The sequence below is a fragment of the Mesoterricola sp. MK458 genome (assembly GCF_055384935.1).
Genome location: NZ_AP045075.1, coordinates 745,925 through 768,570, shown reverse-complemented (window position 1 = coordinate 768,570; position 22,646 = coordinate 745,925). Strand labels below are relative to the sequence as shown.

At 69.1% G+C, this 22,646-nt stretch carries 23 protein-coding genes; 11 read left to right on the top strand and 12 right to left on the bottom strand.

Annotated features, from left to right (window positions below):
• Positions 1–14 precede the first annotated feature (14 nt).
• The 3 genes from sdaAB (at position 15) to ACZ5LB_RS03300 (ending at position 2,239) form a co-directional block, all read left to right on the top strand.
• Positions 15–683 (top strand): L-serine ammonia-lyase, iron-sulfur-dependent subunit beta, encoded by a 669-nt coding sequence (gene sdaAB / locus ACZ5LB_RS03310; RefSeq protein ID WP_464604733.1) that lies wholly within the window; start codon positions 15–17, stop codon positions 681–683.
• Positions 684–1,571 (top strand): L-serine ammonia-lyase, iron-sulfur-dependent, subunit alpha, encoded by an 888-nt coding sequence (gene sdaAA, locus ACZ5LB_RS03305; protein ID WP_464604732.1) that lies wholly within the window; start codon positions 684–686, stop codon positions 1,569–1,571. It abuts the gene before it with no gap.
• 80 nt (positions 1,572–1,651) lie between these two features.
• Complete coding sequence (locus ACZ5LB_RS03300) at positions 1,652–2,239, top strand: N-acetyltransferase family protein (protein ID WP_464604731.1); 588 nt, start codon at positions 1,652–1,654, stop codon at positions 2,237–2,239.
• Positions 2,240–2,739: 500 nt separating this feature from the next.
• Here the strand turns inward: ACZ5LB_RS03300 and ACZ5LB_RS03295 are convergent, their stop codons facing one another.
• A complete protein-coding gene (locus ACZ5LB_RS03295; protein ID WP_464604730.1) occupies positions 2,740–2,880 on the bottom strand; it encodes a hypothetical protein in 141 nt (46 codons plus the stop codon).
• A 122-nt stretch (positions 2,881–3,002) separates the two neighbouring features.
• Positions 3,003–4,904: a transglycosylase domain-containing protein gene (locus tag ACZ5LB_RS03290; protein ID WP_464604729.1), complete on the bottom strand. Its 1,902-nt coding sequence runs from the start codon at positions 4,902–4,904 to the stop codon at positions 3,003–3,005.
• A gap of 152 nt (positions 4,905–5,056) precedes the next feature.
• On the opposite strand from ACZ5LB_RS03290, the gene ACZ5LB_RS03285 reads away from it, so the two are divergent.
• On the top strand, positions 5,057–5,992 hold the full coding sequence (locus ACZ5LB_RS03285; protein ID WP_464604728.1) for an L-lactate dehydrogenase: 936 nt from the start codon (positions 5,057–5,059) through the stop codon (positions 5,990–5,992).
• A gap of 3 nt (positions 5,993–5,995) precedes the next feature.
• On the opposite strand, the gene ACZ5LB_RS03280 is transcribed toward ACZ5LB_RS03285, so the two are convergent.
• From ACZ5LB_RS03280 to ACZ5LB_RS03265, 4 genes are read right to left on the bottom strand one after another with little or no spacing between them, the layout of a single operon-like run.
• Complete coding sequence (locus ACZ5LB_RS03280) at positions 5,996–6,598, bottom strand: hypothetical protein (protein WP_464604727.1); 603 nt, start codon at positions 6,596–6,598, stop codon at positions 5,996–5,998.
• Positions 6,599–6,643: 45 nt separating this feature from the next.
• Positions 6,644–7,945, bottom strand: a complete 1,302-nt coding sequence (locus ACZ5LB_RS03275) for a hypothetical protein (RefSeq protein WP_464604726.1) — start codon at positions 7,943–7,945, stop codon at positions 6,644–6,646.
• On the bottom strand, positions 7,942–8,547 hold the full coding sequence (locus ACZ5LB_RS03270; protein WP_464604725.1) for a hypothetical protein: 606 nt from the start codon (positions 8,545–8,547) through the stop codon (positions 7,942–7,944). Before ACZ5LB_RS03270 ends, ACZ5LB_RS03275 begins: the two co-directional genes overlap by 4 nt.
• On the bottom strand, positions 8,547–8,870 hold the full coding sequence (locus ACZ5LB_RS03265) for a hypothetical protein (protein WP_464604724.1): 324 nt from the start codon (positions 8,868–8,870) through the stop codon (positions 8,547–8,549). The genes ACZ5LB_RS03270 and ACZ5LB_RS03265 overlap by 1 nt, the downstream gene beginning before the upstream one ends.
• 103 nt (positions 8,871–8,973) lie before the next feature.
• On the opposite strand from ACZ5LB_RS03265, the gene map reads away from it, so the two are divergent.
• From map to ACZ5LB_RS03240, 5 genes are all read left to right on the top strand, one after another.
• On the top strand, positions 8,974–9,726 hold the full coding sequence (gene map, locus ACZ5LB_RS03260) for a type I methionyl aminopeptidase (RefSeq protein ID WP_464604723.1): 753 nt from the start codon (positions 8,974–8,976) through the stop codon (positions 9,724–9,726).
• A 101-nt stretch (positions 9,727–9,827) separates the two neighbouring features.
• Positions 9,828–10,550 carry a 4-(cytidine 5'-diphospho)-2-C-methyl-D-erythritol kinase gene (locus tag ACZ5LB_RS03255; protein WP_464604722.1) on the top strand — a complete coding sequence of 241 codons (723 nt, stop codon included), beginning with the start codon at positions 9,828–9,830 and terminating at the stop codon, positions 10,548–10,550.
• 10 nt (positions 10,551–10,560) lie between these two features.
• Positions 10,561–11,475 carry an ABC transporter ATP-binding protein gene (locus tag ACZ5LB_RS03250; RefSeq protein WP_464604721.1) on the top strand — a complete coding sequence of 305 codons (915 nt, stop codon included), beginning with the start codon at positions 10,561–10,563 and terminating at the stop codon, positions 11,473–11,475.
• Between the two features lie 2 nt (positions 11,476–11,477).
• Complete coding sequence (locus tag ACZ5LB_RS03245) at positions 11,478–12,506, top strand: ABC transporter permease (RefSeq protein ID WP_464604720.1); 1,029 nt, start codon at positions 11,478–11,480, stop codon at positions 12,504–12,506.
• Positions 12,507–13,903: 1,397 nt separating this feature from the next.
• Positions 13,904–14,671 carry a C40 family peptidase gene (locus tag ACZ5LB_RS03240; RefSeq protein WP_464604719.1) on the top strand — a complete coding sequence of 256 codons (768 nt, stop codon included), beginning with the start codon at positions 13,904–13,906 and terminating at the stop codon, positions 14,669–14,671.
• 4 nt (positions 14,672–14,675) lie between these two features.
• Here the strand turns inward: ACZ5LB_RS03240 and ACZ5LB_RS03235 are convergent, their stop codons facing one another.
• The 3 genes from ACZ5LB_RS03235 to ACZ5LB_RS03225 are packed head-to-tail and all read right to left on the bottom strand — an operon-like array spanning position 14,676 to position 15,906.
• Positions 14,676–15,263 carry a peptidylprolyl isomerase gene (locus tag ACZ5LB_RS03235; protein ID WP_464604718.1) on the bottom strand — a complete coding sequence of 196 codons (588 nt, stop codon included), beginning with the start codon at positions 15,261–15,263 and terminating at the stop codon, positions 14,676–14,678.
• A gap of 21 nt (positions 15,264–15,284) precedes the next feature.
• Positions 15,285–15,656 carry a PIN domain-containing protein gene (locus ACZ5LB_RS03230; protein WP_464604717.1) on the bottom strand — a complete coding sequence of 124 codons (372 nt, stop codon included), beginning with the start codon at positions 15,654–15,656 and terminating at the stop codon, positions 15,285–15,287.
• Positions 15,643–15,906 carry an AbrB/MazE/SpoVT family DNA-binding domain-containing protein gene (locus ACZ5LB_RS03225; RefSeq protein ID WP_464604716.1) on the bottom strand — a complete coding sequence of 88 codons (264 nt, stop codon included), beginning with the start codon at positions 15,904–15,906 and terminating at the stop codon, positions 15,643–15,645. The genes ACZ5LB_RS03230 and ACZ5LB_RS03225 overlap by 14 nt, the downstream gene beginning before the upstream one ends.
• A 125-nt stretch (positions 15,907–16,031) precedes the next feature.
• On the opposite strand from ACZ5LB_RS03225, the gene ACZ5LB_RS03220 reads away from it, so the two are divergent.
• Positions 16,032–17,186, top strand: coding sequence for a 6-phosphofructokinase (locus tag ACZ5LB_RS03220; protein WP_464604715.1), 1,155 nt, complete (start codon positions 16,032–16,034; stop codon positions 17,184–17,186).
• On the opposite strand, the gene ACZ5LB_RS03215 is transcribed toward ACZ5LB_RS03220, so the two are convergent.
• The 3 genes from ACZ5LB_RS03215 to ACZ5LB_RS03205 all read right to left on the bottom strand — a co-directional run bounded on the left by ACZ5LB_RS03215 (position 17,183) and on the right by ACZ5LB_RS03205 (position 21,077).
• A complete protein-coding gene (locus ACZ5LB_RS03215) occupies positions 17,183–17,515 on the bottom strand; it encodes a hypothetical protein (RefSeq protein WP_464604714.1) in 333 nt (110 codons plus the stop codon). The genes ACZ5LB_RS03220 and ACZ5LB_RS03215 overlap by 4 nt on opposite strands.
• Positions 17,516–17,540: 25 nt before the next feature.
• Positions 17,541–18,731, bottom strand: a complete 1,191-nt coding sequence (locus tag ACZ5LB_RS03210; protein ID WP_464604713.1) for an NAD(P)H-dependent oxidoreductase — start codon at positions 18,729–18,731, stop codon at positions 17,541–17,543.
• 75 nt (positions 18,732–18,806) lie between these two features.
• Positions 18,807–21,077, bottom strand: coding sequence for a nitric-oxide reductase large subunit (locus tag ACZ5LB_RS03205; protein WP_464604712.1), 2,271 nt, complete (start codon positions 21,075–21,077; stop codon positions 18,807–18,809).
• Positions 21,078–21,307: 230 nt separating this feature from the next.
• Here ACZ5LB_RS03205 and ACZ5LB_RS03200 point away from each other — a divergent pair, with 230 nt between their 5' ends.
• Positions 21,308–22,645 carry a formylglycine-generating enzyme family protein gene (locus tag ACZ5LB_RS03200; RefSeq protein WP_464604711.1) on the top strand — a complete coding sequence of 446 codons (1,338 nt, stop codon included), beginning with the start codon at positions 21,308–21,310 and terminating at the stop codon, positions 22,643–22,645.
• Position 22,646 lies beyond the last annotated feature (1 nt).

Below are 22,646 nucleotides of genomic sequence, written 5' to 3'. Positions count from 1 at the left end.
CTGGAGACCTGACCTTGGGCATCTTCGACATCATCGGCCCCGTCATGGTTGGCCCCAGCAGTTCCCACACGGCCGGAGCCGTGCGCATCGGGGCCTTCGCCCGCAAGCTCCTGGGGGAGGAGCCGGCCTCGGCCGTCATCGGCCTCCACGGCTCCTTCGCCGCCACGGGCGAGGGCCACGGCACACCCCTGGCGCTCCTGGCCGGGCTCCTGGGCATGGATCCCGACGACGAGGGGATCCCCGCCGCCCGGGAGATCGCCCTGGAGCGCGGCCTGGCGTTCCAGTTCGAGACCGTGGACCTGGGCGAGGTGCATCCCAACTCCGTGCGCCTCGACCTGGCCCAGGACGGCGCGGGGCTGACCGTCTCGGCCAGTTCCGTGGGCGGCGGGCGCATCCGGGTGTTCGACATCGACGGGTTCCAGGTGGACCTGGACGGGGTGTATCCCACCGTCCTCCTGGCCTACCCCGACCGGGCCGGGGCGGTGGCCATGGTCACCACCATCCTCTCCAACGCCGGCATGAACATCGCGACCATCAAGGCCCACCGGGCCTCCCGCGGGGGCCAGGCGCTCATGTCCGTGGAACTGGACCACACGCCCACCGCCGGCGTCCTCAATGCCCTGCGCCACCTTCCCCACATCGACCAGGTGCGGTTCGTGCCCCGCCTGGGGTTCGGAGGCTGAATGGCCAACACCGAAGGCACCCTCGCCTCCTACCGGGCCGAAGCCGAGGAACGCGGCGTCCCCCTCTCCCGGGTCTTCCTGGACGGGGAGTCCCGCCAGAGCGGAAAGTCTCCCGAGGCCCTGGCGGCCCTCATGCTCGAGCGCATGAACGTCATGCGCCAGGCGGTGGCCCGGGGCCTGGCCCGGCCCCAGCACTCCCGCAGCGGCCTCGTGCGCGGCGACGCGGCCCGCATGGAAGCCTGGATAGAGGGGGGCGGGTCCCTGCTGGGGCCGGCCTTCTCCCGCCTCGTGGCCGCGGCCCTTTCCGTGGCCGAGGTGAACGCCTGCATGGGCCGCATCGTGGCCGCCCCCACGGCCGGGGCCTGCGGCGTCCTCCCGGCGGCACTGTTCCGGGTGGCCGCCGAGAAGGGCTGCACGGACGAGGATCTGGTGCGGGCGTTCTTCACGGCCGGCGGCATCGGCCTCTGCATCGAGAAGCTGGCCTCCCTGAGCGGGGCCGAGGGGGGCTGCCAGGCCGAAGTGGGCTCGGCCTCGGCCATGGCCGCCGGCGCCCTGGTGGAGCTCATGGGCGGCACCCCCGCCCAGGTGGACCACGCCGTGGCCTTCGCCCTGGCCAACGTCATGGGGCTGATCTGCGACCCCGTGAAGGGCCTCGTGGAGGTGCCCTGCGTCAAGCGCAACGCCATGGGGGCGGTGAACGCCGCCGCCTGCGCCGAGATGGCCCTGGCGGGCATGGAAAGCGTTTTCTCCGCCGACGCGGTCATCGAGACCATGGGCAAGGTGGGGCGCCGGATTCCCGAGGAGTACCGGGAGACCGCCCGTGGCGGTCTGGCGGCGTTGCCGGTGCCGGTATGCGAAACTTGTAGACAAGGAAACTTCTGCTCCTAAAATGGCATATTAATTTCATACCTCATGGAGATACCCGAAATGGGCAACGAACAGCGAAGCACGGGCTGGGGGGCCTGACCGTGGGCCCCGAATCCTTTCCCCAGAACGTCGCCCTGCGGGACGGCGCGGTCGTTGAAATCCAACCTCTGAAGCCGGGCGACATGGAGGATCTCCACACCTTCTACCGCAGCCTTCCGGCCGAGGACCGCCTGGTACTGAAGGACGACGTCACCACCCTGGAGTGGTCCAGGCGCTTCCGCCACCGGCTGGAGACCGGCGAGGTCATCTCCCTCGTCGCCCGGGACGGCCGCGCCATCGTCGGCGAAGGCACCCTCTACCGCACCTTCCACGGCTGGACGCGCCACGTGGGCGAGATCCGCATCGCCTGCCACACCGACTTCCGCCGCCGGGGCCTGGGCACCACCCTGGTCTCCACCCTGGTCAAGCTCGCCACCGACCTGGGCATCGAGAAGATCATCGTCCAGGTGGTCGCCGACCAGCTGGGGGCCCGCAGGACCTTCGAGAAGCTGGGCTTCCACAAGGACGCCGTGCTCCCCCACCACGTCATGGACCTCACCGGCGCCAAGCACGACCTGATCCTCATGGCCAACGACATCCCCCTCATCTGGGCGGCCATGGAGAGCATGAACCTCGAGGTGCCCGTCTAGTTTGGGTCGATTGGATTAGCGACACCATTTCGCCCAAATGGAATGTTGAGAAATATTCGAGTAAAGAACACATACGCCGAGCACGCCGAGGCGCAGAGTTACGCTGAGGCGGCTTCGCACCTTTGGCGCCGACCCATGCCGCCCAGGCCCTGCCCGCTTTCGCGGGCCGCGCCGTGACCGGCGCGCGGCAGGGGGCGCTGGCCCTTCCGCATGCGAGCCTGTGGCGGGCCAGCGCGCCCTGCCTTGAACGGGCCTGGGCTCAGCAACCGGTTCATATTTCAGGCGGGAAACCTTCCTGGGGGGAGAGGGACCCTCCCGGAAGGGGGTATGGCACGCACAAGAGCGACCTTGCGTCCTCAAACGTCATCTCCAGGGCATCGCCTTTGTGCATGACCTTCTCCAGAACCCGGGATGCCTCGGGAGTCTGATCGTTCGGGGTATTCGAATAAGCGCTGCCTGGCGGCATGCGCTTGCCTCACCGGATTCCGGCATTCGGCGCATCAAGCCCAGGTCCGTCCAAGGCAGGGGGCGCTGGCCCGCCACAGGCTCGCATGCGGAAGGGCCAGCGTCCCCTGCCGCGCGCCGGTCACGGCGCGGCCCGCGAAAGCGGGCAGGGCCTGGGCGGCATGGGTCGGCGCCAAGGATGCGAAGCCACCTCTGCGCAACTCTGCGCCTCGGCGTGCTCGGCGTACGGGTCCCTTACCCGAAGATACCGAAGCCTCAAATCGGGCCAAGAAGGTTCCACTTTTTCGATCGGGCGACCCTAGTTCGCCGCGGGGAAGTGCACCGGGCAGGCCTCCACGGGCTCCGTGCCCGGAAGGTAGACCTCGTCCACCCGCTTGGGGCAGGCCTCCGTGGCCAGGGCCCCGGTGGCGGGGTCGATGGTGGCGGTGACCACGTCCTCCGGCCGGGGGAAGTCCACCACGGGCCGGGGCTCCAGGGCCCTGGCCATGAACTTCGCCCAGATGGGGGCCGCCACGGCCCCGCCGGTGAACCCGCGGCCCAGGCTGCGGGGACGGTCGTAGCCCACCCAGACGCCGGTGATCACGTTGGGGGTGTAGCCCACGAACCACGCGTCCTGGTAGTTGTCGGTGGTGCCGGTCTTGCCGGCGCAGGGGTGCTCCAGGCTGAAGGGCTGGAGCGACTTGGCGGTGCCGTAGGTCAGCACGTCGCGCAGCATGCTGGTGGCCACGAAGGCCGCCTCGGGGGAGAGCACCGGGGCCAGCACCGGGGGGAATTCCGTCCAGGCGTCGCGCCGCCGGTCGTGGATGCGGGAGATCACCCGGGCTTCGGCGCGGACGCCGGCCGCGGCCAGGGGCGTGTAGGCCTGCACCAGGTCCTTGAGCGTCACCTCCTCCGTGCCCAGGGCCAGGGAGAGCCCCGCCTGCGCCCGGAGCGGGAGGCCCATGCGCCCCGCGAAGGCGGTGAAGGTGGGCACCCCCACCTGCTCGAGCACCTTGACGGTGACGACGTTGCTGGAGTGGGCCAGGGCTTCGCGCAGGGAGATGTCGCCCAGGCGCTCCCGGCCGTAGTTCAGGGGCTTCCAGGTGGCGCCCCCGCCCCGGTCGTAGGCCACGGGCTCGTCGCTCCAGACGCTGCCCGCGGTGAGCCCGGCCTCCAGGGCCGCGGCGTAGATCAGGGGCTTGATGGCCGAGCCCGGCTGGCGCATGGAGTTGAAGGCCCGGTTCAGGGCGTTCTGGCCGCCGTCCAGTCCCCCCACCGCGGCGAGCACGTCGCCCGTGGCCGGGTCCAGGCACACCAGGGCCCCCTGCAGGTCCGGCGACACGCGCCGGACGCCCTGCCGCAGCGCGTCCTCCGCGGCCTTCTGGAGGTCCAGGTCCAGGGGCGCGGTGACGTCCAGGCCGCCCAGCTCCACCGCGTCCGGCCCGTACAGGCGCACCAGCGTGGCGCGGACCTGGGCCAGGTACTGCGGGGCCTTGCCGGGCCCCTGCACCGCGCCCCACTGGGAACGCAGGGAGGCCCGCTGCTGGGATGAGATCAGGCGCAGGTCCTCCATGCGCTTGAGGACCACCTCCCGGCGCATGGCGATGTCCTCGACCTTCCCGAGGGGGTTGTACCGGCCGGGATTCTTGGGGATGCCGGCGAGGGTGACGCATTCGCCTTCGGAGAGTTCCTCGGGGCTCTTGCCGAAATAGAGGCGGCAGGCCTGGGCCAGGCCCTGGGCGCCGTTGCCGTAGTAGATCTCGTTGAAGTACATCTCCAGGATCTGGTTCTTGGTGTACTTCGTCTCGAAGTCCATGGCCATGCGGGCCTCCTTGACCTTGCGGTCCAGGGTCGGCTCGGCGTTCAGGAACTTGTTCTTGATGAGCTGCTGGGTGATGGTGGAACCGCCCTCGGCCGCCCTGCCCTTGGCCACGTCCTTCACGAACGCCCGGGCGATGCTGCGCACGTCGATGCCCCCGTGGTCGTAGAACCGCGCGTCCTCCACCGCCAGCAGCGCCTTCTGCAGGAACGCGGGGATCCGGTCGAGGGTGACCCAGTACCGTTTCTGGGGCAGGATCCGGCCCACGTACCGGCCCTGGCTGTCCACGACGTTGATGGGGCCCACGCCCCGGGGAAGCGGCGGGCAGGTGGCGTAGGGCTCCTGGGCGGGCGCGGCCAGGGCCGCGAGGAGGGCGAGGGTCGGAAAGCTCAATGCGGCCATGGTTACCATCATACCGGCCGGGTTCCTGAGGGGCGCCCCCGGCGCGGAATCCGGCGGGCACCGTATGATGGGCGGTGCACCCCGGCGCCGGGATCCCCCCTGAAGCGCACGGCCGTGCCGGTCCCCCGAGGACCGCATTTCAGGAGTAACACATGAAAATCGCCATCATCGGCGCCGGAAACGTCGGCGCGACCATCGCCTACACCCTCGCCACCCAGGGCATCGCCTCCGACATCAGTCTCATCGACCTCAACGGCGACAAGGCCTACGGCGAGGTGCTCGACATCGCCCACGGGGGCGCCGTTTCCGAGCAGGTGAACCTGCGGGCCGAGGGCTACGAGGGCCTGGCAGACGCGGACCTCATCGTCCACGCCGCGGGCCGGGGCCGCAAACCCGGCGAATCCCGGCTGGACCTGGCCAAGGGCAACATCCGCATCACCGAGGCCATCATCGGCGACGTGATGAAGCACTACAACGGCCGCTCCCTCCTGCTGGTGGTTACCAACCCCATGGATATCCTCACCTACGTCTGCTACAAGCGCATGGGCATCGACAAGGGCCGGATCTTCGGTTCCGGGACGGTGCTGGATTCGTCCCGCTTCAAGTTCCTGCTGAGCAGCCACTTCCGCATCAGCCCCCGGAACCTGCACGCCATGGTCATCGGGGAGCACGGGGACACCGCCGTGCCGTTCTGGAGCGCGGCCAGCATCGGCCCCCTGCCCCTCGCCCACTACCCCAGCCCGGAACATCCCCGGCTTTCGGCCGAGGACCGGGCGCACATCAGCGCGGAGGTGGTGCGGGCCGGACAGGAGGTCATCCAGCGGAAGGGCGCCACCTTCTACGCCATCTCCATGAGCGTGGCCCGGATCATCCGGGCGGTGGCCGACGACGAGAACCGCCTCCTGTGCGTCTCCTCCTACATCGAGGACATGCACGGCGTGGAGGACGTGTGCCTCAGCCTGCCGGCCATCGTGGGCCGGGAGGGCATCCGGGAGATCCTGCCCCTGCCCCTGGACGCCGGGGAACAGGCCGCCCTCCAGCATTCCGCCGCCACGCTCAAGGCCCTGCTGCGGGAGGTCGGGTATTGATTTTTAATCGATCCAGTCCTGGCGGACCCGGGGCCTGACGGGCATCATGCCCAGGGCCGCCTGGTTCTGGGGGTCGATGTCCCGGCGGGCCTTGAACCGCACCAGGCGGCCCCAGTTGTTCACGAGGTACAGATAGCGATACGAGCCGTCCGGGCGCCTGTACCGGGAGGCTGTGGCCACATCCACCCGGGAAGGCCCCTCCCCGCCGCTCCCATGGGTGGGGTGGCTGTGGATGAACGTGTAGACCCGCACCGCCCCCGTCTCCGCATAGGGCCGCTCCACCAGGTGACGCATGCTGCCCCCCTCGATCTTCTCGAACGCGGCCTGTTTCCATGCGGAATGGAAGAAGACACGGCGGCCGCCCTCCGGCGGCTGGAAGGTGTAGATGTATGAGAAATACTCGTCCCGCCTGGGATCGATGTGTCCCGTGCGCACGCCCTTCCGGAATTCGGCCACCGCGTGGTTCACCGCCCGGGACGGGGACCGGAAGCCGGCTTTGCCATGGAGGTAGGGATCCTGGCCGGCGGCCCGCCACAGGGGGCCGGGATCCGCCGGCCCGGGCTCGAATCCCAGGAAGAGGGCCAGGGCCAGGGTCGGTACGAACATGGAATCTCCGGATCGGGTCAGTGGTCCCGATGCGGAGAGTATTAATTATTTATTCGTCAGGTCAAGGGCCTTGTCGGCCAACCGGCCCAGGTCGGTGCTTCCCTGGCTGTTCGCCAAGCACTTGGCCAGGGCGGCCAGCATCGCCCCCCGCGCCGGCCCGGGCAGGTGGGGGATCAGGTCCGCCGCGGCGGCCACGGCCAGCACCTGGTGGCTGTGGTTGAAGGCGGGGTCGTTGGCGGAGGCCGCCTCCGCCAGGATTCCCAGGACGGCGCCCTCGTCCCCCCGGGCCAGGAGTTCCTCCGCGTGGAACATGGCCTGCTGGGGCTCCGCGTCCAGAATGGCGTCCAGGAGGGCCCGGGCGGGGTCGGTGGCGGGGACCCGGGGCGGCACGGCGCGGGGCCGGTCCTCGGGCTCGTCCGTGGGGAACAGGTTCACCAGGGCCGCGCCCTGCACCCAGGTCTCGGGGGCCAGGGGGCCCGCGTCCAGGCTGCGCTTGGCCAGGTGGGCGAGGTACACGAAATTCCAGGAGGTCTTGCCCTCCAGGTCCCGCCTGGCGTCCAGCTGCTTTTCCGAGGCGGCCAGCACCAGGGAGGCCAGGAGGTCCCCGCTGCCGGCCCCGGCCCGCACCCGCAGGGAGAAGGAATCCAGCAGGTCCACCAGGCCCGAATCGCAGATCTCCCGGGCGGCGGCGGCGTGGGAGGAAGGGCCGGCCTCCGGGGCCCGGTGGGGCACGGGCGCGACGCCCTCCAGGCGCCGGGCGGCGCGCTGGTGCCAGAAGGTGTCGAAGGGTTCGGATGCGCACAGGAAGGCCGCCACCGCCAGGAGAAGACGCCCTCCCGTCCGGGGCGCCTCCAGATCCCGGAAGAGCTCGCCCAGGTCCCGGGCCATGACGGCCTTGTGGCCCACGTTGGCCATGTCCCGCTCCACCCGGCTCTCCAGGCGCTGGAAGTCCGCGGGGCCCACCTCCTGGATGCCCATGGCTTCGCCCCAGGCGATGGTGGGCCGGTGGGTGGCCAGGGCCATGTCCAGGTTCGTCCAGGAGCCCGAACCCAGGGCCTCCAGACCCCGGCCCCGGGCTTCCAGGGCGAAGGCGTGGATCTGGATGGAGAGGATGCGCAGGAAGCTCGCCTCGGCCAGCAGGGGCCTCAGGCGGAAGGCCGCCCCCAGCCCCAGCAGGCCATGGGGGATGTGGGGGAGGTAGGCGGGCCAGTCCACGCGGGGCGCGAGGTTCTGCACCGCGTCCCGGGCGGCGTTGCGGGGGCCGTGGTCCCCGGCGGCGCGCTGGGCGAAGGCCTGGAAGAAGGCCGAGGTGGGTTTTTCCAGTTCACGAAGCCAGTCGGCGCTCACTCCATCCCCCAGGCATCGCACACCGCGCGGCTCCAATGATGCTCCCAGGCGCGCTTCCACACCAGGGTCCCCTCCTGCAGTTTCGATTCGGCCAGGCGGGCCAGGAGCGCCTCCCGGAGCGGTTCAGCCCGGGCGCCCAGGCTGGCCTCGGCCAGGGACAGCAGGTCCTTGCGGAGCCTGCGGGCCTGGTCGAAGTGGTCCAGGAACCCGGGGGAATCCGGCGGCGGGGCCGCGGCCTGGCACCGCTTCCAGGCCTCGAAGGCCGCCCGGGCCCGGGGATCCGAACGGAGCGGGTCCTTGACGGCCTCCCAGCCGGAGAGGTCCTCCGCCTCCACCTTGCCCAGGGCGGCCCGGAGCTTCACCGCCCGGGCGACGTCCTTGGCCAGGTGCGACAGGGCCACCCAGGTGCGAGGCTTCTCCCGCCGGGCCCGGCGCTCGAAGTACGCCTCCATGGCGCCCACCACCGCGTCGGCGGGGATGCCCTCGCCGTCCCACGCCTGCAGCTGGAGGAAGTCCTCCCGGCTCATGAAGGCCTGACGCCCGTGGAGATGAAAGGCCCATTCGGCCTCCATCCAGTCCAGCTCCTCGCGGGTGTACGCCATCAGGGATTCTTGGGTTCCAGCACGCCGCCGCCCGTGAGGTGCACGGCCCGGCCGTCCCAGCCCGCGAAGTCCTCCTGGTGGAAGGAAGGCCGCGCCGCGCCGCGCCGGATCACGAAGAGGCCCTGGGCCACCACGGCCCCGGTGCGCTGATCGTGGATCTTCACCTGCCAGCCCTCGTGGTCCGGCACGCCGATGGCCACGAAGACCCCGCCCTTGGCGTCCCCGGCCCAGAAGGCGCTTTCCGGGACGCCCGCGGGCTTGTTGGGGATGTTGGGTCCGCAGGCCGTCAGGACCAGCGCGCAAGCAATGATTGGCGTTCTCATATCCAGCTCCCTGTTCCATGGATTCTAGCGCCTTCGGATAGACTGTGGATGGGAGGCGAAAGTGCCCATCCGTGAACAGATTCGTTACAAGAGCAGAAAAGAGATGGAAAAGCTCCGGGAGGCCGGGCGTTTGGCGGCCAACGCCCTGCGCGTGGCCGCCCGCGCCGCCAAGCCCGGCGTGTCACTCCTCGAGCTGGACAAGCTGGCCGAAACCTACATCCGCAAGAACGGCGGGGTCCCCAACTTCAAGGGCTACCACGGCTTTCCCGCCACCCTGTGCACCTCGGTGAACGACCGGGTGGTGCACGGGATTCCCACGAACTACGTCCTGCGGGACGGGGACATCATCGCCATCGACTGCGGTGCCAAGCTGGACGGGTTCCACGGCGACACATGCCTCTCGGTGGGCGTGGGGACCATCAGCGAACAGGCCCGGCTCCTGCTCCAGTCCAATCAGCTGGCCATGTTCAAGGGCATCGAGTTCTGCCGCGCCGGGTACCGCCTGGGCGACATGGCCAGCGCCGTGCAGGCCTTCGGCGAGGGCCTGGGCTACAGCATCGTGCGCGAGTACATCGGCCACGGCATCGGCCGGGATCTGCACGAGGACCCCCAGGTGGTCTACGCCGACGTGCGCCCCGGCACCGGCTTCCGCATGGAACCGGGCATGACCATCACCATCGAGCCCATCTTCAACATCGGCAGCCACCGGTGCCTCGTGGAGCCCGACGGCTGGACGGTGCGCACCGCCGACGGCAGCCTCTCGGCGCAGTTCGAGCACGCCGTGGCCATCACCAAGGACGGGCCCTGGATCCTCAGCATGCCCGACCCGGAATTCGAGCTGGAGGACGGCTTCTGATCCTCCCGGCCCCCGCCAAGCTCAACCGGTTCCTGGCCGTCCTGGGGCGGTTCCCGGACGGTTTCCACGAACTGGAACTGGTCACCACCGTCCTTTCGGGCGTGGAGGGCCTCACCGACACGCTGGAGGGGACCCCCGCCTCCGTCTTCTCCCTGGCCCTGGAGGGGCCCGCCGCGGGCGGCCTCCGGGCCGACGAAGGCAACCTCGTGACGCGGGCCTGGCGGCTGCTGGAGCGGGAGGCGCGCCGGGAGCTCCCCGCGCGGCTCCGCCTCTTCAAGCGCATTCCCGCGGGCGCGGGCCTGGGGGGCGGCTCCAGCGACGCCGCCTCTGCGCTGCGCCTGGGCGAGGCGCTGTTCGGCCTTGGCCTGGGCGACGCCGTGCTGCTGCGCCTGGCCGCGGAGCTGGGCAGCGACGTGCCCCTCTTCCTCCTGGGCGGCACCGTGCTGGGCCTGGGCCGCGGAGAGCGGGTGTTCCCCATGCGGCCCGTGGCCCTGGAACCCATCCTCATCGCACACCCCGGCATCCACGTGGCCACCCCCAGCGTCTACAAATCCCTGCCCCAGGTGGGCTACCCCTTCCCCCAGGCCTGCCCGAGCCTGGGCGGGGGCCAGGCCCCGCCCTGGCGCAACGACCTCACGGGCGCGGCCATCTTCGCCTGCCCCGCCCTCGCCGACGTGCGCGCGGCCCTGGTGGACACCGGCGGCGAGCCGCTCCTGTGCGGCTCCGGCAGCTGCTGGGCGGCGAGATACCCGGGCGTGCCCGAACGGGACGCCGCCCTTCGCGGGCTCGAGGAAAGACCCGGCTGGACCGTCTGGGCCGTGTGAGGAGGGGGGCATGAGCGACCTCGCGCTGCGCGTGCGCGGCATCCGCAAGCAGTATCCCAAGGTCCTGGCCGTGGACGGCCTGGACCTGGACGTGGCCCGGGGCGAGGTCTTCGGGCTCCTGGGACCCAACGGCGCCGGCAAGACCACCACCCTGGAGATGATCGAGGGCCTCACCCGGCCCGACGCGGGCACCATCGAGATCCTCGGCCTGGACTGGAAGCGCGAGGCCCGCGCCATCCGCGGCCGCATCGGCGTCCAGCTCCAGAGCACCAGCCTGTTCAACAAGATCACCCCCCGGGAAGCCCTGGACCTCTACGGCAGCTACTACCCCCGCCGCCGGAGCGCCGCCGAGCTCCTGGACCTGGTGCAGCTCACGGACAAGGCCGACGCCTTCCACGTGACGCTGTCGGGCGGCCAGATGCAGCGCCTGGCCCTGGCGCTGGCCCTGGTGAACGACCCGGAGCTGGTCTTCCTGGACGAGCCCACCACCGGCCTGGACCCCCAGGCCCGGCGCTCCCTGTGGGACGTGGTCGGGCACATCAAGGCCGAGGGCCGCACCGTCATCCTCACCACCCATTACATGGACGAGGCCGAGGCGCTCTGCGACCGGCTGGCCATCATGGACCACGGCCGGGTGCTCACCGCGGGCACGCCCCTGGGCCTCATCCAGGACCTGGCCATCCCCAGCGTGGTCGAACTGGCCTTCCAGGGAGAAGCCCCGGACCCGTCGGCCTTCGCCGCGCGGCTGGGCCAGCCCGTCACCGCCCGCGCCGACCTCTGGGAGATCCCCACCCGGGACCCGAAGGCCCTGCTGCCCACCCTGCTCGAGGCCGCCGAGGGGGTTCCCTACCAGCAGATCCACGTGCGCAGGGCCACGCTCGAAGACGTCTTCCTGCACCTCACCGGCCGCAGCCTGAGGGACTGACCATGCTCCTTCTCCGACAATTCCGCATGGAATGGAAGCTCTACGCCCGCGACCGGGTGGCCCTGTTCTGGACCTTCGCCTTCCCGATCCTCATGCTGGTGGGCTTCGGCACCATCTTCCGCCAGGGGTCCACGCCCACCCTCACCCTTGTGGTGGCGGGCCCCGCGGCCCCCGAACTCATGGCGGCGCTTGCGGCCACCCCCGTCAAGCCCCTGGTTCTCACCCCGGCCGAGGCCCAGGTCCGGTGGAAGAAGGGCGACACCGCCGTCCAGCTGGAGGCGGGCCGCCTGCGGGTGAACACCTACCTCGCCGCCCAGGGCCAGATGGCGGCCCAGGTGGTCCAGCAGGCCAATCTCGCCCTGCAGGTGGGCCGGGCCGGCCTCGCGCCCCGGTTCCTGCCGGTGTCCATGGAAAGTCCGGGCAGCGGCCACGCGTCGAACTACGCGGCCTTCCTGCTGCCCGGGCTCCTGGGCATGAACCTGCTGAGCATGGGCCTTTTCAGCGTGGGCATGGTGAACGTGTCGTACCGGGAGAAGGGGAAATTCCGGAGGCTGGCCGTGACGCCGCTGCCCAAGTGGATCTTCCTGGCCGCCCAGATCCTCCACCGCCTCACCGTAACCTTCCTGCAGGCCGCGGCCATGCTCCTGGTGGGCCACTTCGGCTTCCACATCACCAACCAGGGCAGCTACGTCCTCCTGGCCCTGGTGCTGGCCCTGGGGGCCGCGTGCTTCATGGCCATGGGCTTCGCCCTCTCGGGCTTCGCGAAGACGTCCGAAGGCTACGCCGCCATCTCCAACGCCTTCTTCTTCCCCATGATGCTCCTGTCGGGCGTCTACTTCACCCTGGACAGCGCCCCCCGGTGGATGCAGCAGGCCGTCGTGGCCCTGCCCCTCTCCCCCTACCTCAAGGCCCTGCGCGCCGTGTTCAACGACGGCGCCGGCCTGGACGGCCACGCCGCGGGCCTGGCCATCGTGGCGGCGTGGACCGCGGGGTGCTTCCTCGTGGCCGTGAAGAAGTTCAACTGGGCCTGAGCGGGGAGGGCCAGCGTGCCCCGCTGCCCTGTCGGTGTTTTAACCTGACTCCCATCAATACCGAAAAAATATTTGCAAGTGAACGCAAAAATCCTAATCTGCGGACAGCTGGGACACGATAGCCCACCACTGGCCAAGCTTGGCCATGCACAAGCCAATAATATGGAAATATTAACTTCACACCCTTGAAGACCATAATCAAAAAGGCCCGTTTGCGACGGCCCCGGCTTGGCATGCGGCGGAAAATATGAATCATCATGCAAATCAATTATTGAGCATTGTATCCAGTGCACTAATAGGAGGAATTCTAGTGCTCCTTGCGATACCACGGCAGTACTGCCCTAGGTGCCTCCATCGCCTCCCAAGGTTTCGAAGGTTTGTCACGTTCGACCACTTTGTTTCCGGCATCTCGATCTGCCCCAATTGCCAATCCAGGATCTCCAGGAAGGGAGTCCTGCTTCCGAAAAAATAACGGTATCGAAGGCCCTTGGATCACGCCAATCACCGATGGAGGTGGCACGATGAAAAGACAACCAGCCCTGATCCTTCTCCCGGATTCTGACCTGGCCCGGATAAAGGGCGCAGGAGGACCTCCCAGCGTCAAGGAAGTGAACGATTATTCGATCAACCCCAGGTCCCTGGGGGCCGAAATGGCCAGCGGAGCCGTCCTGGGAGGAATCGGGGCTGCGGCGGCCACAGGCGGACCCGGCTTTCCGCTTGGCGCGGTCGGAGGTGCCCTTGGCGGGGGCATCTATTACAGTATGAGTTTGCTGGTAAACCCACCGACCAAGCCAGCCGCTCCTCCGGCAGGGAACCAGCCTTGGAGACCGGCAGACATGGCGGTGTGCCATTAGGCCGGCGGCCCCGGTAGCAAATTAATTCAAAAAATCATGTTTAGTCGTGGCTTGTTGCCGAGATAAGAAGTTCGAAGCAACACGTCGGGTGATGAATATCTTCTTTATTTATCCCCGTTCATCAGCGTCCATCCCCGGCCAGTTCTTTTTGTCCAGGGCTGACGAAATGCCTGGGTTCGGCGTCGAACATGTGGCCTCGGCTGCATTCAACGATTGAATTGGCCGGGGATAAACGGGGATGGACGGGGATAGGAAAAGGATGGAAAAAGGACCTCGTTACGGCCAAACCATCGTCGCTCTGAACGAACCGCTATTGGGCGGCGGCGCGCTTCTTGAGGGTGACGGTGCCGGAAGCCGTGGGCGACGTCATCGGCATAGGCCGGCGGGGCGGTAAAACGCTTGCGGCCAGCAGGTCGAGCCTGAAGGATCTCCACATGGCCATGCGTCAATGGATTGTTTGTTTGATCGCGAGGGATCCGACGAGGCCTCGCCCCTGAACGAAGACGGAAATCCAGGTACACTTCTCCCATCCCCGGGAGGTCCATGCGCAGCGTCATCCAGGTCGTGCTGGCGGGCCTAATCCTGGCCGGATGCTCAGCACCGCGGCCCGTCCCGCCCCGGGCCGTCCCACCCAGGCCCGTCCCAGCCAGGCCCGTCCCGGCGCCGAAGCTGGCGCGCCTGGGCTTCACCATCCAGGCCGGCGCCTTCGCCCGGGTGGAGAACGCGTCCCGCCTGGCCGATCTGCTCCAGTCCAGGGGGCTGGACGCGGTGTACTACGCGGCCCAGCCGGGGCTCTACCGGGTGCGCTTCGGCGACTTTCCCACCCGGGAGGCCGCCCGCGCCCGGGCCGAGGCCCTGCGGGCGGCGGGGGTGATCCGGGAGTTCTACTTGGTGCCGCCGGAAGAACCGCCCCTGGCCCGCCCCGCGCCCCGGGAGCTCACGGGGCTGCGGGCCAACCTGGTGGAGACGGCCGCCACGTACCTGGGCGTGCCCTACCTGTGGGGCGGCACCACCCCCAAGGGCTTCGACTGCAGCGGCCTGGCCATGGCGGTGTACCGCCTCAACGGCCTGCAACTGCCCCGCAACTCCAAGGCCCAGTTCGATGCGGGCACCCGCACCACCACGCCGTCCCCCGGCGACCTGGTCTTTTTCGCCACGGCCGGCGGAAACGAGGTGTCGCACGTGGGGATCTACGCGGGGGACGACGTCTTCATCCACGCGCCCGGCCGGGGGCGGCGCATCGCCCGGGAACGCCTGGGCGATCCCTACTACCGGGACCGCTACCTGGGCGCGCGGAGCTACCTGGACTGACGGCCTACTTCCTCTTCACGGCCTTCTTCTTCGCCGGGGCCGGCGCGCCTTCCAGCACCGCGCCGGAAATGACCACGGGGGTCTGGGGCCGGTCGCCGGGGAGGGTCTTCACGTCGCGGATCTTGTCCACGGTCTCCATCCCGTCCACCACCTTGCCGAACACGCAGTAGCCCCAGCCGTCCTGGCCAGGGTAGTCCAGGAAGGCGTTGTCCACGGTGTTGATGAAGAACTGGGAGGTGGCGCTGTGGGGGGCGCCGGTGCGGGCCATGGCCACGGTGCCGCGCACGTTGCGCCAGCCCTTCTCCTGCGCCATCTTGGCCTCGTTCTGGATGGGGGCCCGGGTGGGCTTCTCCGCGCCCTGGGCGGTCATGCCGCCGCCCTGGATCATGAACTTGGCGATGACGCGGTGGAAGGTGGTCCCCTTGTAGTGGCCGCTCTTCACGTAGCCCAGGAAGTTGTCCACGGTCTTGGGCGCGGCCTCGGGGTCGAGCTCCAGCGTGAAGCTGCCGAGGTTCGTGGTGAACTTGACCTTGGGGTTGGCAGCCAGGGCCGCGACGGCGGCCAGGGCGAAGGCGAGGGTTCGAATGCGCATGGGGGATCTCCGTTGGGGCCATTATGCCCGAGGATCGACCGTCCCTGGAACTCCGCGGAGCTCCTCCCTCAGGGTGCCCAGGGGCAGATGCCCGGCCTTGCGGGCGGTTTCCACGGCCAGGGCGTCCTCGAATTCCAGGCCGGCGCGATAGCCCTCCAAGGCCGCGCGGGGCACGGCGGGGTCCTCGATCACCAGGTCCTTGTTGTCCAGGATCATCTCCAGGGCCTCCACCAGCCGGGGCCGCGTGCGGCCGTGGACGCACTCCAGGGCCCGCACGGTTTCGGCCAGCACCAGATGGGAGATCCACACCGGTCCCTCCTCCCGGATGAAGGTCTGGGCGGCTCCGCTGCCGGCGAGGCAGCCCACCAGGAGCGAGGCGTCAGCGGACCGCATGGCGCCTCCTCATGCGTTCCTTGACGCCCTCGAGGAGTTCGGGACCCGTCTTGTGCAGCACGCCTTCCTGCAGGTCCAGGGCCGTGGCCACGTCGCCAAGGGTGTAGGTGCCCACCCGGCGCACCAGGAGGTTGCCATCCCTGAGCTCCCAGTCGATGTAGTCGCCCGGGGCGATGCCGAACCTCTTCATGACGGCCGCGGGGACGGAGACCTGGCCCTGGGCCGTGATCCTGGATCGTGCGAGACTCATGCGGACCTCCCGGCCGGTCCAGTGTAACCATTACCGGCTTAATGCCCGCCTTTTTGTTCGCATCCATGACCGGGGGAGTAGTATTCAGGAATTCCCGGAACCCGGCACGTTTTCTGGAGGCTCCCATGCGAATCGGCGTCCTTACTGGCGGAGGCGACGTCCCCGGCCTCAATCCCTGCATCAAGATGCTGGTGTCGCGGGCCATCGAGGAGGGCTTCGAGGTGGTGGGCATCCGCCGTGGCTGGGCCGGGCTGCTGGAATACGACCTGGACAACCCCGAGACCCACGGCAAGTGCATCCTGCCCCTGGACAAATTCAACACCCGCACCGTGGACCGCACCGGCGGGACCTTCCTCCACACCAGCCGCACCAACCCCGGCAAGGTGAGCCTGAGGCGGGTGCCGGATTTCCTGCGGCCCTCCCTGACCCCGGACCAGGAAGGCCCCTTCGACTTCACGCCCCACGTGCTCAAGGTCATCGAGAAGCTGGGCCTGGACATCCTCATCCCCATCGGTGGGGACGACACCCTGAGCTACGGCGAGCGCATGCACCAGGAGGGGGTGCCCTGCGTGGCCATCCCCAAGACCATGGACAACGACATCTACGGGACCGACTACTGCATCGGCTTCTCCACGGCCGTCACCCGCAGCGTGGAGTTCATCCACCAGCTGCGCACTTCCGCGGGCTCCCACGAGCGCATCGCCATCGTGGAGCTCTTCGGCCGGAACTCCGGCGAGACCTCGCTCCTGGCCTCGTACCTGGCCGGCGTGGACCGGGCCCTGATCAGCGAGGTGCCCTTCGACCCCGTCCGGGTGGCCGAGAAGATCCTGTCCGACAAGCGGGCCAATCCGAGCAACTACGCGATGATCACCGTGAGCGAGGGCGCCCACATGGTGGGCGGCGTCCCGGTGGAGTTCGGCGAGGCCGACGCCTACGGGCACAAGAAGCTCGGCGGCATCGGCAACATCCTGGGCGACGCCCTCAAGAAGCTCACCGGCGAGGACGTGCTGAACCAGCAGGTCTCCTACCTCATGCGCAGCGGCGCCCCCGACAGCCTCGACCTCATGGTGGCCGTGAACTTCGCCAACGTCGCCATCAACATCATCCGCAGCGGCGAGCGGAACCGCCTGGTGGCCCTGCGCAACGGCACCTACACCAGCGTGCCCATGTCCACCCTCACCCAGGGTCTCAAGCGCGTGGACGTGGCCGAACTGTACGACAAGGACAACTACCGCCCCAAGGTGCGCCACGTGGAAGGCAAGCCGATGTTCCTGTACTAATGCCTTACGGTTCCCGCCTTGCAGAGCCCCATGCGGTTGAACTGCAGGGTGCGGGCCAGCCCCAGGTCCCAGAGGGACACTTCCCGCACCAGCAGCAGCTCCTTCACCAGGTGCGCGGCCTGCGCCCGGGGTACCTCGGCGGAGTCCCGTCCGCCGAAGACGAGGTAGAGCCGCTCGTCGGGGAAGAACCCGTCCACCCGCCGCTGCACCTCGGCCTCCTCGAATTCCTGGGAGAGGCCCACGAAGGACCATTCGTGGCCGTCGCGCCGGATCCATTCGACGGACTTGGCGAGGTTCCGCGTGGCGCTCTGGATCGACGGGGTTCCCATGGTGGCCTCGGGATGGAGAAGGAGTCTACCGCAGCGCCTGGGCCAGGGAGGAGAGGATTCTTTGCAGCGCCGCCGCCAATTCCGGGTCCGCGGCGATGCCTTCGGCGTCCAGGTTCCGTCCCGTGAGGGGGACCGCCGCCGGGATCACGGTCCCGCCCATGATCCGCAGGGTCTCCACCAGGGCGGCGTGGGCCAGGGTGGCCTCGGGGCGGGCGTTCACCACCGCCACGGGCTTGCCGTTCAATTCGATGCCGCCCACGAGCCAGTCCAGGGCGTTCTTCAGCATCCCGGAGACGCCGTGGGCATATTCGGGGCTGCACACGACGACCGCGTCGCAGGCGCCCACGCGGTCGCGCCAGGCCTGGACCGCCGGGGGGAGGCCCGCCTCCTCCACGTCCGGGTTGAAGTAGGGGAGCCCGTCCAGGGGAGGGCCGAAGGCCACGGACACCCCCGGCTCCGCCAGGAGGGCCAGGGCCCGCAGCAGGCGCGTGTTGCTCGATTGGTCCCTCAGACTTCCGGAAACGGCCAGCAGGTTCATGGAAGGATTCTGCCTGAACGCTCCTCCGTCTGGGGGCGTTTTCCGGCTTTGAAAAAGGGGGTGCCCAAGGGCGTGGGCCAGATGGCGGCCCGCGGGGGGCGGCGGATCCCCCTCCGCGTCCAGGGTCAGGGCGGCCGACACCACCACCTCCGCGTAGGGGTTGATCACCGCCGTGATGCGGGTGGCCAGGTCGCCGCCGCGGCAGAATTCCGGGTCGCTGGCCACCAGCACCGCCCGGCAGATGGCGGGCCGGTCCCGGTACACGGCGCAGGCCCCGTCCGGCCCCAGGAAGACGCAGGAGGCCTCATCCCGAGGCCTGCCGATGAAGTCGGACGGGGACGTCCAGGATCGCTGCGCTTCCAGGCGGCCGGGATCGGGCCGGACCTCCGAGGCCCGCAGGAGCTCGGCCTCGTCCCGGGTTACGCCCACCCAGAGGCGGCAGCAGTGGGAGCATCCCCGGGAGCACCGCACCTGGCCGGTAACGTCCGGCCTCAGGGCGGCGAAGCGGGCCTGGGCCGCATCCACCCGCCGGTGGACCTCCCGGGCCCTTGCGGCGCCCGGGGGCAGGCCGCGCAGGTCCCGCACCTCCCCGGCCAGGACGCCCAGGGCCTCTTCCCGGGCCTCAGGCCCCAGGCCGGACAGGAAGTGATCGAAGGCTTTGGTCGTGCGGTAGTCCATGGTCCCTGATGCTCCCAGGCCCGGGAGGATTCGTCCACGGGTTGAAGGGGGTATGGAATCAGCCCTGGGCCCTGCTCATCGCCGCGCGGCCGGCTCCCGGTCCAGGACCAGCTTGACCGTGGCCCAGGCCAGGGGCAGTGCGCCCACCAGCAGGAAGGTCATGTCCGCGGCGATGCGCACCCATTCGAGGGTATGGAACGTGCCGGACATGATGTAGGTGAGCCTGCGCGCGTGCCAGTAGCCGTTGGCCAGGGCGTCCCAGAGCTGCAGCACGCCGGCCGGGAACAGGTCCAGGAGGATCATGAGCCCCAGGCCGATGTTCAGCCCCCAGAAGCCCACCCGGATCAGCCCTTCCACCCGGGCCCAGGCCCGGTCCGAGCGCAGGGAGCGCAGGCAGAAGAACACCACCGCCAGCGCCAGCATGCCGAAGACGCCGAACATGGCCGCGTGGCCGTGGTTGGGCGTGAGGGTGGTGCCCACCTCGAAGTAGGAGACGATCGGCAGGTTGATGAGGAACCCGAAGACCCCGGCCCCCACGAAGTTCCACACGCCCACGGCGATGAGGAACCGGATGGGCCACACGTGCTTGGAACCCAGGGGCAGGTCGCAGTCGTCGCAGACCTTGTCCTGGAGCCGGATGAAATCCCAGGCGTCCAGGGTGAGCAGCGTCAGGGGCACCACCTCCAGGGCGGAAAAGCACGCGGCGAGGCCCATGTTCAGGGTGCCCTGGCCGGTGAAGTACCAGTGGTGGCCCGTGCCCACGATTCCCCCCACCAGGTAGAGGATGCCGTCGAGGTACACCAGCCGCGTGGCGGCCAGTTCCTTGATGAGTCCCATCTGCACGAACATCACGGCCACCATCACCGTGGCGAACAACTCGAAGAAGCCTTCCACCCAGAGGTGGATGATCCAGAAGCGCCAGTTGTCGATGACGGCGAAATTCGTGTGGGGTCCGTAGAAGAGCGCCGGCACGTAGAAGAGGGGGATGGCCACCGCGGCCACCAGGAAGAGGCTGGGCAGTTCACCCTTGCCCCGGCCCATGGCGGGCCGCAGGGCCCGGAACATGAGCCACAGCCAGAAGAGGAGCCCCGCCGCCAGGAGCACTTGCCAGAACCGGCCCAGGTCCAGGTATTCGCTGCCCTGGTGGCCGAGCCAGAACCAGAGGCTGCCCAGGCGGTCGTTGATGCCGAGGTACTCCCCGCCCAGGCTGCCGAAGACCACCAGCGCCAGGGCCCCGAGCAGCACCAGGACGCCCGCGTTCTGCCCCCGGGGCTCCGCGCCTCCCACCAGGGGCGCCAGGAAGAGGCCCCCGGCCACCCAGGAGGTGGCGATCCAGAAGATGGCGAGCTGCAGGTGCCAGGTGCGGGCGAGGTTGTAGGGCAGGAACTTGGCCAGGTCGAACCCGTAGAAGGCGCCCGGCTCCACCCGGTAGTGGGCCAGGGCGCCGCCCAGGGCCGCCTGCGCCAGGAAGAGCAGCATCACCACCAGGAAATAGAGGCCCAGCGACTTCTGGCTGGCGGTGGGTTTCCAGCCCTGCAGGGCCCCGGGGGCGCCGCGGTGGGAGCCGACGCCGCCGCCCCAGCCCAGGTAGTCGAACTTGCCGAAGATGAAGAGGATGAGCCCCAGCCCGCCCAGCAGGGTCACGAGGCTCATGGCGCTCCACAGGTAGGCCGAACTGGTGGGCAGGTTCCCCACCAGAGGCTCGTAGGGCCAGTTGTTGGTGTACGAATAGTCGGTGCCGGGCCGGGTGGCCACGGTGGCCCAGGCCGCCCAGGCGAAGAAGTCGTTGAGCCGGGCCAGCTCGGTCTCGTTCCGGATGTAGCCCGCGGGAAGGCCCGGGGCGGGGTCCAGCCCCGAGAAGTAGTCCCTCCATTCCCCGGCCTGGACCTCGTGGGCCCGGGCCTCCGGGGCGGTGAAGACGAGCGTGCCTCCGGCGTAGCGGTTCTCCCGGAGCATGAGCTTGAGCCGCTCCCCCAGGCCCGGGGCGGCATCCGCGGGCACCTGGGCGAAGGGCTTCCCGAAGCGCTCCTGGGCCAGGGTGTCCCGGCCGATTTCCGCCAGGCGGTGCAGATACTCCGCCGAGTAGTCCGGGCCCAGGTAGGCCCCGTGGCCCCAGAGCGTCCCGTGCTCCATGAGCCCGTACTTGAAGAAGACGCCCTGCCCCGCCCGGATGTCGTCGCCCGTGAAGAGGACCCGGCCCGCGGTGTCCACCACCCGGTCGGGGATGGGCGGGGCGCCCGCGTAGGTCTTCACCGTGACCAGGCTGAGCAGGCTGAAGCCCGCGATCATCACCAGGAGGACGGCGATCCTCCACCACGGGGAGAGCGTCTTGGCTTCCTCGGACACGGGCACCTCCGCAGTTGCGGGATTCGCTTGGGATCCCAGGCGTCCGACTATACGTCTTCCGCGATTGAGACACAACATCTCTGTATTCATAAGTCCAATTTGGGCCATCGCCTGGAACGGGTGCCGCCCGTGGATCCAGGCCAGGCGCGGATCCGGCCGCCGGGAACCTGCTTCGGGGCGGGGCCACCCTTTCCTTCGTCGCGGCTTTCCCGCGGCCAGGAGAAGCTGATATGCCACCCACAACCGTCGTCCCCCCCCGGCCTCGGCCGCTCTTCCGCAGCGGTGCCTGCGCCCTGCCCGGAATCCTCCTGCTCGTGGCCTGCCACAAGGACGATGACCCTCCCAGGCCGGCGCCCGCCATCCAGGCCTTCACGGCCGAACCGGCCACCATCGAACTGGGGGAAACCGCCCAGCTCAAGGGTTCCTTCTCGCTCGGGGCCGGCACCGTGGAACCGGGCGCCGCTTCGGTGAAGAGCGAGGAGATCCTCAAGGTTTCACCCCGCCGAACCACCACCTACAAGCTCACGGTCACCCACCCCGGCGGGCCTTCCGTTACCCGCGAAGCCGTGGTCACGGTCAAGCCCGCGCTCCACGTGGAAATCACCGGACTGGAAGGCCCCGGGACCCCCGTCGTGGTGACCGGGCCCGGAGACTACAAACGGGAACTGGGCGCCACCGAGACCCTGAAAGGCCTGGCGCCCGGCTCCTACACCGTCAAGGCGGCCCCGGTGACCGCGGCCAAGGGCAGCCTCCATCCCCTCAAGCCCGAGCAGGTCTTCGAGGTGAAGACCGGTACGGACGCGAAGGTCGCCTACGCCTCGCCGGCCCTGGTGGTTGCCCTGCCCGGGAACATCCCGCTCGAGTTCGTGGAGATCCCCGCCGGCAAGGGCATCGTGGGGGCCGGGAGCAATTACCAGACTTACATGCTCACCTCCCTCAATCCCACGCCGGAGCACAAAGTGACAATCGGGAAGCCGTTTTTCATGACCCGCTTCCTGGTGTCCAAGGCCCAATGGAACGCTGTGGCCGACGCGGCAGTGCGCCAGGCGGGCGACGATGCCGGCCTGCCCGCTCGCGCCATCTCCTTCGTGGATATCCGCGATCACTTCCTTCCCAACCTGAACCGGCACAGGCGGGACTATACCTTCCGCCTGCCTACGGAGGCCGAGTGGGAGTACGCGTGCAGGGCGGGCACTACCACACGCTTCTTCTTCGGTGATGATCCCGGTCTCCTGGAACGTGAATTCTCGCATTACGCGTGGTGGCGAACCGGGAACCTTCCTGAGTTGCCATCGGGCGCAAAGTGGGCCAATCCCTGGGGTTTGCATGACATGTCGGGGTTGGGTCTGCAATGGTGCGAAGACACGGCCCAGGACGGGTACCAGGGAGCACCGGCCGACGGCACCCCCCGGGTGGATCCGGCTGCAGGAAAGCGCATTCTGCGCGGAAGCGCCAATGATGGCATCCCAGGGTTTTCGGCCTGGCGCATTTCCAGTAAGGAGGTGGCCAGGAACACACCAAACACCCTTCGGCTCGTCGCAACCCCGAACCAAACCGCGTCCAACTAGG